Source organism: Ligilactobacillus acidipiscis DSM 15836 (genome assembly GCF_001435755.1).
In the GTDB taxonomy this organism is placed as follows: Bacteria; Bacillota; Bacilli; order Lactobacillales; family Lactobacillaceae; genus Ligilactobacillus; species Ligilactobacillus acidipiscis.
Genome location: NZ_AZFI01000078.1, coordinates 1 through 9,456 on the forward strand (window position 1 = coordinate 1; position 9,456 = coordinate 9,456).

A 9,456-nucleotide genomic window follows, 5' to 3' on the forward strand; every position below is an offset into this window, starting at 1 on the left:
TAAAGTTTTTGATTGCCTGGTCTCTTTGATAAACCATATACAGAGTAGGTGTCTGCACTCGGCCGATCGAGTACACCCCGCGCACTCCATTTTGTCTCAACAATAAAGTATATAAGGGACTGCCATTCATACCGATCAACCAATCGCTAATTTGGCGGGTTTGGGCTTCTTTATAAGCCAAATAGTCTTTGTGCCAATCGCCAAGATTTTTAAAGCCGTTAATAATCGCGTCTTTTTCTAGGCTATTCAACCAAAGGCGCTTAATCGTTTTTGACTTAACATCAATATGCGCTTGGTTCATGATCGACCACGCGATATTTGACCCTTCTCGACCACTATCGGTGGCCACAATAATGGTATCGGCTTTCGTTAACAGGTCTTTAACGACCTTGAATTGGGCTTTTTTACTAGCTGACACTTCAAACTTGTATTTGTCGGGGAAAATCGGTAAATTAGATAAGGCCCATTGCTGATATTTCTGATCATATTTATCCGGTGTGGCTAGTTCAACTAAGTGTCCGAGACCANATGTCCGAGACCATACGTGATAAGCGTATTATCGGGCAAAAAAGGGTCACTAACCATATAGTAACCCTGTTTTTTTGTGCTCTTTTGAAAGGCTTGGACGTATGAACGGGCTTGACTGGGTTTTTCAGCTAAGATAACAGTGGTCATGTTCGTTCACTCCTTGTGATTAAGCTTTTGTTCTAATTCTGTTTTACCTTGGTTCGCACTATCCAACCAAGCTTGTTTTCTAAGTGCTTGCATGTCTTCTTGTTTGACCTGATCATAAGCCTGCTGACGAGCTTTTAAGCAATCCTTATAAGCTCTGTATTCGTTTTTTGAACCGATTTTCAATACCATAACTAGGCAAATGCCACCGATTGATACAATGATTACAGCGAGCCATTGATAATCTAAAATCTCATATAGAGCTAATAATCCCACCATAATAACGACAAACCATTCTAACAATCGGTAAAGATAGCAAAGAACTAAGTGTTCAATGGGGTTACCTTTAAAAACGTTGATATGCGAATCAATTCGCCACTTCATTTTGATTTTTTCTCGCCATTTCATTTGAGTAACCTCCTCCAATTAATGCTTCATTCTATTCTTTAACATTCTCATAGCTCCCGCTAAGCCACCTTTAGTAGCACCAGTTGAGCTCCAAAAATCTTCGATAGCCTTTGGTGTGTGCAATACCAGCCAACCCATACCGATGGATAAAGCAAAAGCTCCTATTCCATTACTACCCCAATGAGTAACTCCCCAAACACATAGGCTCATTGATAAAACTTGTGAGAGCATAGAAGCATTTAGATAAATTAGCTTTTTCCACCATGTGCCACTATAATCCCAAGTTTCGGTTGCGATACTGATGGCCGCAAAGGGGATAGTTAAATAAAACCAGGCCATATCGGCCATGAAGATACACATTTTAAGGAAGAAGAATACCGTCACGATTGCAAAGAAGCCTAACAATATCAGAGACATAATTGATCCTATTGCTAATGTTCCACCAATGTTTTTTGACCCGGTAATCATCGAAGCTGTGTACTTACTATTCATTGAAAACATAAATTTACCGAGCGGAAACACGATTGCTTTAAGTAAAAAGCCTTGTAAAAAGACCATGACAGGGATTGCGGCAGCTGATTTGAGACTGTCCATCACAATATTTGCCCAAGTAACATCGGTACTCTCGTCAGCTTCTTTTAGCAAAGTTCCTACAATTCTTCCCAATACAACAACGACCACTAGGGACGTCGCAAAAGTAAGAAAGATTGCATACCATTGATCTAGGACGGTTTCATGTTGACCAATTTGATCGAAAATAGCTCTGCACCATGATGTTATACCATTCATGGCCCCACTAAAAACGCCTTTAAGCCATTCATTAATAGCACCCGAAATTTTATCGCCTAAGAAACTTGCCAAAACTGGGTGGAAATAAAGACTTTTCATATTTTACGCTCTCGTGATTCCTCACTTGTATAATAAAGAAAATCATCTTTAGTTTCTCCATCAGGAGTTGTGATCATAATATTCAAGTTAGGAGAGTCACCTTTAAGCATCAATTTTTTGGGGTTTTTTGGCCGAAACCCGACCATAAACTTATGCTGGTCGTCAAAAAGCGCATCGAAATACCATACTTCATTATGCATTCCTTCGTCAGAGTCTCGTCTTCCATCTTCCCATGGCTCAACTTTTTTGGGATCAATTCCAAATCTTTCAAAATCTTTAGGCTGGTCCATTAACCGTACTCTTGCCATTGCAAAATCCTCCTATTTTCAAAATAACATTGAATGAACATTATTGTGTCAATGTTTTTGGAATATTTTCAAACACTTGTTGCTTATTTACAGTATAATGTGTTAAAAATATTAAAACAACCAACAAAAGTTGCTAAAAAGTTCGTTAAAATGGAGTGATTAACGGTATGACAAGTAAACAAGATTTACGGATCAGAAAGACCAAACACAAAATTTATGCTGCCTTCTGGAAATTACTCAAAGAATATGATTATAGCCGAATAAAAGTTTCAGATATTTTGACTGAAGCACAAATTAATCGCAGCACTTTTTATTGCTACTACTCAGATAAAGATGCTTTATTAAATAAGATCGAAGAACAACTTATCAACGGCTTTAAAAAAGTAGCTCTAAAAGTTCCACGCAGTGAATTAGGATCCTTAAGTCCTAAAAGAAATTAATTAGAGCGATACTATCATCAATTAGTCAGTTTCATTTATGAAAATAGCGAAAAATTTTCTTTACTAGTCGAAAAAGGAGATGGGCCCACCTTCTTAACTAAAATTACCCAAATGGACCAAGCTATCTGGGAACATACCAGTACTATCAATAAACTAACTATTCCTAAAAATTACGTATTCACTGGAATGGTTGGTCTAGCTGTTAATCTAATCAAAGAATGGATAGAACAAAACTTCCAGGAAACTCTTGCAGAATTTGAACATATCTTGTATGAAATGACTAGTCCAATCATCCTAAAAAGGGGAATATTTGCAGATAGAACAGTAAATTCTAATGATTAGATGAGAAATTTATTAAAAAAGTGCTTTTCTTTTTCAATTTTTGTGCTAAAATAAGTTCCAATAAAGTTAAAGACAATAAGAAAGACAAGTAAAATATTTAGTACTGATAGAGAGTTGGGAAATGGTGGAAGCCTGATGAGTCAACGAATGTTTGAATAACACTTTCCTAGTTGCAGGCCCAAATGAGTGATCAGAGTAGGTTTTGACGTATTTCGGTCCGTTACCACCGAACACGTATGTTAGTACGTGAGTAGAGATGTTTATTTAAGTATAAACAATTTGGGTGGTACCGCGAGTCCTTCGTCCCGGAGATGGGATGGAGGACTTTTTTTGTACACAAAACAAATAAAAAAAGTCTCCGGCTATGAATATGTTTCACGTGAAACATCATTCTCTAATGAACCTTAACTCAAACTTACCCACTCATCCATTTAGTCCAGCTTTATACAATACAGTGAAAGGAACGATCTATATGTCAACTATTTTTCCAAAAGATTATCATTCAACCCTATCTGTTAAAAAAACAGAGGAAGCCATTCGTTATATTAGAGAAACATTTCAGGACGAATTTGGGAAGCAGATGAATTTAAGTCGTTTGTCAGCACCTATGTTTGTCAGCAAAAGTACAGGACTCAATGATAATTTGAATGGCATTGAAACCCCTGTTTCATTTACAATGAAAGACCTGCCTGGTCAAACGATCGAGATCGTTCATTCCTTGGCTAAATGGAAACGTGACGCTCTACGGCGCTATGGCTTTGGGATCCACGAAGGTCTATACACAAACATGAACGCGATCCGCAAAGACGAAGACCTAGATAACTTCCACTCAATTTATGTCGATCAGTGGGACTGGGAAAAAGTTATTACCGAAGATGAACGCAACTTTGCTACATTGGAAGCAACAGTTAAACAAATTTTTAAAGTTATCAAACATATGGAAGATGAAGTTTGGTACAAATATCCTAAAGCCGTCCACCATTTGCCAAAAAAAATCCATTTTATCACAACTCAAGACCTGGAAGACCGCTATCCTACTTTAAGTCCCAAAGAACGTGAAAATGCCATCTGTAAAGAACTTGGAGCCGTCTTCTTAATGCAGATCGGCGGCAAGCTCAAAAGCGGAAAACGTCATGATGGCCGGGCACCTGACTATGACGACTGGAAATTGAACGGTGATATTTTGTTCTGGTACGAACCGCTTCAATGTACTCTAGAACTTTCAAGTATGGGAATTCGGGTCGATAAAGCTGCTTTACAAGAACAACTAGACCTTGCCCACGCAACTGATCGTCTCAAATATCCTTATCACCAACGTATCATTCATGATGAAATGCCATTTACTATTGGGGGCGGGATCGGTCAATCACGCCTATGTATGTTGCTTTTAGGCAAAGCACATGTTGGTGAAGTTCAAGCTAGTGTCTGGCCACAAGAGCTGATCGATAAATGTGAACAACATCAGATTCACCTTCTTTAAATGTGTAAAAATGTCAGAGATCAAGGTTCGCACCTCTATTGCAGATGAAGAATGGTTAGATGCTATCTACATTGAACGTACCCGTTTCACCCAGCAGACTGCAAGTATTCTCGGGGCGGATCTTAATGAACTTTCTCCTGCTGCAATCGATCAAACACCGGCTAACAAAATCAGCCAGTTATTATTAGCCAATAAACTTAGAAAATGTAATGTTAGACGTTTCATCGTTCTCTTCACAACTAGTACACAAGATCCATCGGACAAAGATACCCTGAAATTCAAATCAAGAAGAGTCATGATCCGCTTAAGTCGACCGACCACTTTTGAACAAATCGTCAAGTATAGTCAATTAGTGTGCGACTTAGACACTGATCGGACTCTTGTCAAGAATTGCTTTTCTTTTAACTAATGCTCCCTTGTCTAAACATGTCCACACTGGATATTTAGGTAGAAACAGACTAAAGGGTAAGTTATCTCGGGCCAATTTAGCATGGTATATGCTTGAACAGATCAAACGAATAAAGGATATTAAAAAAGCACCAGCAATTAGTGATTGATCCTTTATCAATCAGAAAAACTACGCAAAAAGAAGAGGTCCTCACTAATAAAGTGACCTCTTCTTTTTTGTCCTATCAAAAAGCTAGCTGGATTTCTCAGTATATCACTGGTTTAATATTAGCGAATTCGTAGATCCCCCAATCACTTAACTCCCGTCCATAACCAGAATCTTTAACCCCACCGAAAGGTACTTCCGACTGAGAACTTAAAATTTGGTTGATCGTAACTTGACCGGTTTCGATCCGGGAAGCAATCTTTTTACCACGCTCGACATCCTTCGTATAAATTGCTCCACCCAAGCCATGGCGTGAGTTATTAGCGATTTTAACGACCTCATTGTCTGAATGAGCCTGGTAAATTTGGGCGACTGGTCCAAATAATTCTTCTTCATACATTAGATTACTTTCATCCATGCCAGATAAGATCAAGGGAGAAAAACCAGCTCCCTTCCCCTTATTTGGTGTGGGATCTCCGAATAAGACTTTAGCTCCTCCAGCAATCACTTTTTCAACTTGTTCTTGCAACTGTTTTTGCGCACTTTTTGAAGACAGCGGAGCTAAGGTCGTCTTTTCATCCAGTGGATCGCCTAAGTGGTACTTGACAAATTCATCCCTTAAAGCTGCTAAAAAGTCCGGATAAATCTCTGCAGACACTATATAGCGTTTGGCAGCAGTACATACTTGACCAGCGTTAGTCAAACGTGCCTTGGCAGCATCTTTAGCGGCTGCGCCAACATCAACATCATCTAAAACAACAAAAACATCGGTCCCACCTAATTCTAAGGTCGACTTAGTCAAATTTTTGCCAGCACTAGCAGCAATTTTACGTCCAGCGCCTTCAGAACCGGTCAAAGCCACACCCTGCACACGCGGGTCCTCAATTATATGATCGATCTGATCATAGCTTGCAAAAATATTAGTAAAAGCCCCTAAGGGTAAACCAGCGTTATCGCATGCTTCTTGAAAGGCTAAAGCAGCCTCTGGAACAATGCTGGCATGTTTTAAGATCACTGGATCACCCAAAACAAAATTAGGAGCAAAGACACGCATGACTTGAGCATACGGAAAATTCCACGGCTCAACCGCTAAAACGATCCCTATGCCTGAAAACTCAACTTGCGCCTGTCCGCTGGACAAATCATTGTACGGCTGCGGCTTCAAAAGGCGCACACCATTTTTGGCGTAATAGCGTGCAAAAGAAACCGTCTTAGCAACTTCCTGCCGTGCTTCGGATATCAATTTTCCCATGTTTGTAGATAAAATGCGAGCATATTTTTCGGTATTATTTTCAAACTCGTCTGCGAATTCATTGAGGAATTCCGTCCTTTCCTCAACACTTCTTCTCTGGGCTTTTTCATAGAAATCTTGGGCTTGATCTAAAAGCATCTCTAGCTGCTGATCGGTCACATTTTCAAAAGACCGTATTTTTTGACCAGTATAAGGATTTACTGCTGTATAGCTCATTTATTTACCTCCTTAACAGAAACTCTTGTTATTATCTATGATAAAATCTATTCTGATCATATTACCAACTTTTTGCTTAAAAAATTGAAATAAAAAAAGGAAGGACTAAAATTATGTGTCTTTTTTGCCAAATTATTGCTCACCAGATCCCTAGTTACAAAATATAGGAGGATGAGACAACATTAATTATTCTGGATAACGCACAAGATATGAACTACCACATGTTGATAATACCAAAAAAGCATGTCACAAATATTATGATTTGTGATCAAGAAATTCTATCTCATTTGATCAAAGTTATTCAAATGATCTCCAACCATTGCATTGATCACGGCTTTACTGGTCTCAATATTTTAAATGCTAATGGAAAAGCAGCTGGTCAGTCGATCCAACACCTTCATTTTCACTTACTTGCTCGTAAAAATGGATGGTATTGATGTTTGGCCTAATTGACTGGCAGCACGCTCTCACTAGAGAAAAGCTACTCTGAACTTAAATTTAGCAAACCTTTAGACTCCTTTGATCCTAGAATATAGGATAAAATATTTTTTTCATACAGAATGTAATATTTTTGTAATTTATTTTGTTCGTGTTTTAGTGTTATACTAAATTTTAAGAGGGTTGAATGTATGACTCGATATACGCCTGGATGTGTAGTATTCGCTCTATATTTCCAGTGCCACAAGATTTTCTTTACATAAAAAAGCCAGTCAAGTGAAGTGACTGGCTTTTTTGTTTTACTTTTGTGGTTTAACTGTCACACTAGTATCTTCTTTAGCAATTTTCTTTTCTGAATAAGAGTAGAAAGCCCAAGCAACGATCCCGAAGAAAATTGGTCCGATCATTGTCCAGAATGCAGTTTGATAATCGTGTTCAATGATCGGTTGAACACACGTGAAGATGATCCCACCAGCTAAAATAATCAAAATTATAGTTACAATGAAATTAGTAAATGTCTTATTATTATAGATCTCATATGGACGTTTTAAGTCTTGCCGTTTCTTAAAGAAAGGAAAAGCACCTACCAAAAATAAGTACGGGAATGTTGTCGAAACGTTGGCCATATCCGTTAAGATCGTATAAAATTTTTGCGCAGCGGAACCACCAAAAGCGACTAGGAAGATGAAAACAGCTACGATCGCCGTTTGTAACCACATTGCGTTAGCTGGCATATTGTGCTTGTTCATCTTAGTTAATTTAGCAGGCCATAAGCGAGAATCTGATCCAATAATAAACGATTTGATCGGTGAATAGATCAAAACAAAGAAAGCACCTAAGTAACCCATAAACATTCCAATACCGGCAAAACGAGTCATAATATTACCGAACACCAGACCGGTAGCATGTGACAAACCTAAAGCACTGCCCAATTGAATCCCAAGATTGTTCATTAAGATATAGGTAATATTTCCCAAATTAACTTGAGAGCCGCCTAAATCAGTTTTCCAGTTACTACTAATACCCCAAAAGAAAATCATCAAAGCATAACCAACAGTAATAATAAGGGTTGAGATCGTCAAAGCCTTGGGAAAAGTCTTTTCAGGCTTATCTATGTCATCCATGATACCGCCCATTGACTCCATTCCGCCATACGCAAAAACCGCGTAGATCACAAATGATATCAAGGCCAAAGAACTGCCAAAGCTTGGGTTAGGAGAACGGAAGAAACTTGAGATCCCGCTGATCGGTTGTGCTAAGGCACCATGATTACCGATCCAAACAACTAGACTGGCAATTAAAAATATGACATCCAAGATCACGATACATGTTCCACCAAGTGATGAAACTTTAGCAACAAAATCAGCTCCATGGGTAGTTGTAAAGGCCACAAAAAGGATCCAAACTATCCCCAATAATCCAATTGTTTGTGTCGAATTTAGTCCAAATAAAGTCCAAGACTGCGTGGCATCGTGTCCAAAAATCAAAGCGGACAAAGGGATCCAAACTTTAGATGATGTGGAAACTAACCAGATCACCCACGAGGATAGCCAAATAAAAGTCCCGATAAAGGCCGGTTTTTCACCGATCGATCCCTCCAACCAAGAGTAGATCCCACCCTTTGCTTCCTTAAATGAAGCGCCATACTCAGCAAACATCAATGAACTAGGCAAAAAGAAGAACAAGGCTGCTAAAATATACCAGAAAATACTAGCATATCCCATTTGATAATAAGCAACAGTTGTATTAGCAAAACCAAAGATAGATGAAAAAATCATCATTACTAATGCTTTTGTTTTAATTTTATGTGAATTCTCCAAATGAAACTCTCCTAACAACAAAATAAATAAGGCAGTTTAAGCAAATAGACCAGCTTTAGTAATAAAGAAAATTACTTATTTGGTGGGTGGATAAAAATTATTGTTTTTTCATATAGATTGGGCTTTATCTTAAAATTTTTATGATCACTAATATAGATCCACTAACTACCTAACTGATGTTTTATTCAAACTATTTAGTTTATTATGTATTTTTATTCATACACTTGAAAAGTATAGCACCTCTACCATTTCAAATTGACAAATAAAGTATTTTATTATTTTTCTCCAATTATTATCTAATATCCTTAAGTATTCCTTTTATTATGCTGGAATTATGCCCCGATAAATCGCGTTTTTTAAAATAAATGTTTTTTAATTTAATTAGACATATACTAACGATCTGCAGGGCCTTTTTTGAATAGCACTTTATTAAAATCCATTTTTATTATGCAATACCAGATTTAAACGTAGTCAAAGTGCTAAAAGGAATCCTAGATAATAACCATAGATCTGCTATAAAATAATTTTTACCCACAAAAAATGAGTTATAACGTGAATTAAAAAAACACGTTACAACTCATTTCTTTCAAGTGAAACTGATTTCTTAGCCCGAATTATTCATACGAGGTTTAATATCGG

The 9,456-nt window shown here is 37.7% G+C and carries 9 protein-coding genes, 1 pseudogene and 1 other annotated feature; of the genes and pseudogenes, 4 read left to right on the forward strand and 6 right to left on the reverse strand.

The genetic code is table 11. The features are described 5' to 3' along the window. From FC65_RS11545 to FC65_RS06435, 4 genes are all read right to left on the reverse strand, one after another. The coding region (locus FC65_RS11545; protein ID WP_235803087.1) for a DNA topoisomerase at positions 1–527 on the reverse strand (527 nt) is incomplete at both ends. A gap of 154 nt (positions 528–681) precedes the next feature. Beyond that, on the reverse strand, positions 682–1,080 hold the full coding sequence (locus FC65_RS06425; protein ID WP_056971991.1) for a hypothetical protein: 399 nt from the start codon (positions 1,078–1,080) through the stop codon (positions 682–684). A gap of 18 nt (positions 1,081–1,098) precedes the next feature. Further along, positions 1,099–1,968, reverse strand: a complete 870-nt coding sequence (locus FC65_RS06430; protein ID WP_056971992.1) for a conjugal transfer protein TrbL family protein — start codon at positions 1,966–1,968, stop codon at positions 1,099–1,101. Continuing rightward, the gene (locus tag FC65_RS06435; RefSeq protein ID WP_056971993.1) at positions 1,965–2,276 is read right to left on the reverse strand and encodes a hypothetical protein; all 312 of its coding nucleotides are present in this window, start codon (positions 2,274–2,276) and stop codon (positions 1,965–1,967) included. The genes FC65_RS06430 and FC65_RS06435 overlap by 4 nt, the downstream gene beginning before the upstream one ends. A gap of 167 nt (positions 2,277–2,443) precedes the next feature. Here FC65_RS06435 and FC65_RS06440 point away from each other — a divergent pair, with 167 nt between their 5' ends. The 3 genes from FC65_RS06440 (at position 2,444) to FC65_RS06455 (ending at position 4,947) form a co-directional block, all read left to right on the forward strand. Then, entirely contained in the window at positions 2,444–2,716 is a 273-nt protein-coding gene (locus tag FC65_RS06440; protein WP_010495819.1) for a TetR/AcrR family transcriptional regulator, read from the forward strand. Positions 2,717–3,124: 408 nt separating this feature from the next. Beyond that, positions 3,125–3,369 (forward strand) — a binding site (T-box leader). A gap of 161 nt (positions 3,370–3,530) precedes the next feature. Next, entirely contained in the window at positions 3,531–4,538 is a 1,008-nt protein-coding gene (asnA, locus tag FC65_RS06450; RefSeq protein WP_056971995.1) for an aspartate--ammonia ligase, read from the forward strand. A gap of 10 nt (positions 4,539–4,548) precedes the next feature. Next, positions 4,549–4,947 carry a hypothetical protein gene (locus FC65_RS06455; protein ID WP_010495808.1) on the forward strand — a complete coding sequence of 133 codons (399 nt, stop codon included), beginning with the start codon at positions 4,549–4,551 and terminating at the stop codon, positions 4,945–4,947. Positions 4,948–5,191: 244 nt separating this feature from the next. Here FC65_RS06455 and FC65_RS06460 read toward each other — a convergent pair whose 3' ends face one another. Further along, the gene (locus FC65_RS06460) at positions 5,192–6,559 is read right to left on the reverse strand and encodes an aldehyde dehydrogenase family protein (protein WP_056971996.1); all 1,368 of its coding nucleotides are present in this window, start codon (positions 6,557–6,559) and stop codon (positions 5,192–5,194) included. Between the two features lie 179 nt (positions 6,560–6,738). On the opposite strand from FC65_RS06460, the pseudogene FC65_RS06465 reads away from it, so the two are divergent. Beyond that, positions 6,739–6,996, forward strand: a pseudogene (locus tag FC65_RS06465) (HIT family protein); the annotation flags it as partial. 300 nt (positions 6,997–7,296) lie between these two features. On the opposite strand, the gene yjeM reads toward FC65_RS06465, so the two are convergent. Continuing rightward, positions 7,297–8,817 carry a glutamate/gamma-aminobutyrate family transporter YjeM gene (gene yjeM, locus FC65_RS06470; protein WP_082619061.1) on the reverse strand — a complete coding sequence of 507 codons (1,521 nt, stop codon included), beginning with the start codon at positions 8,815–8,817 and terminating at the stop codon, positions 7,297–7,299. Between the last annotated feature and the right edge of the window lie 639 nt (positions 8,818–9,456).

Coding starts and splice junctions, on each gene's coding strand:
- FC65_RS06425 (WP_056971991.1), bottom strand. CDS start 1,080: ATGAAATGGCGAGAAAAAATCAAAATGAAGTGGCGAATTGATTCGCAT.
- FC65_RS06430 (WP_056971992.1), bottom strand. CDS start 1,968: ATGAAAAGTCTTTATTTCCACCCAGTTTTGGCAAGTTTCTTAGGCGAT.
- FC65_RS06435 (WP_056971993.1), bottom strand. CDS start 2,276: ATGGCAAGAGTACGGTTAATGGACCAGCCTAAAGATTTTGAAAGATTT.
- FC65_RS06440 (WP_010495819.1), top strand. CDS start 2,444: ATGACAAGTAAACAAGATTTACGGATCAGAAAGACCAAACACAAAATT.
- asnA (WP_056971995.1), top strand. CDS start 3,531: ATGTCAACTATTTTTCCAAAAGATTATCATTCAACCCTATCTGTTAAA.
- FC65_RS06455 (WP_010495808.1), top strand. CDS start 4,549: ATGTCAGAGATCAAGGTTCGCACCTCTATTGCAGATGAAGAATGGTTA.
- FC65_RS06460 (WP_056971996.1), bottom strand. CDS start 6,559: ATGAGCTATACAGCAGTAAATCCTTATACTGGTCAAAAAATACGGTCT.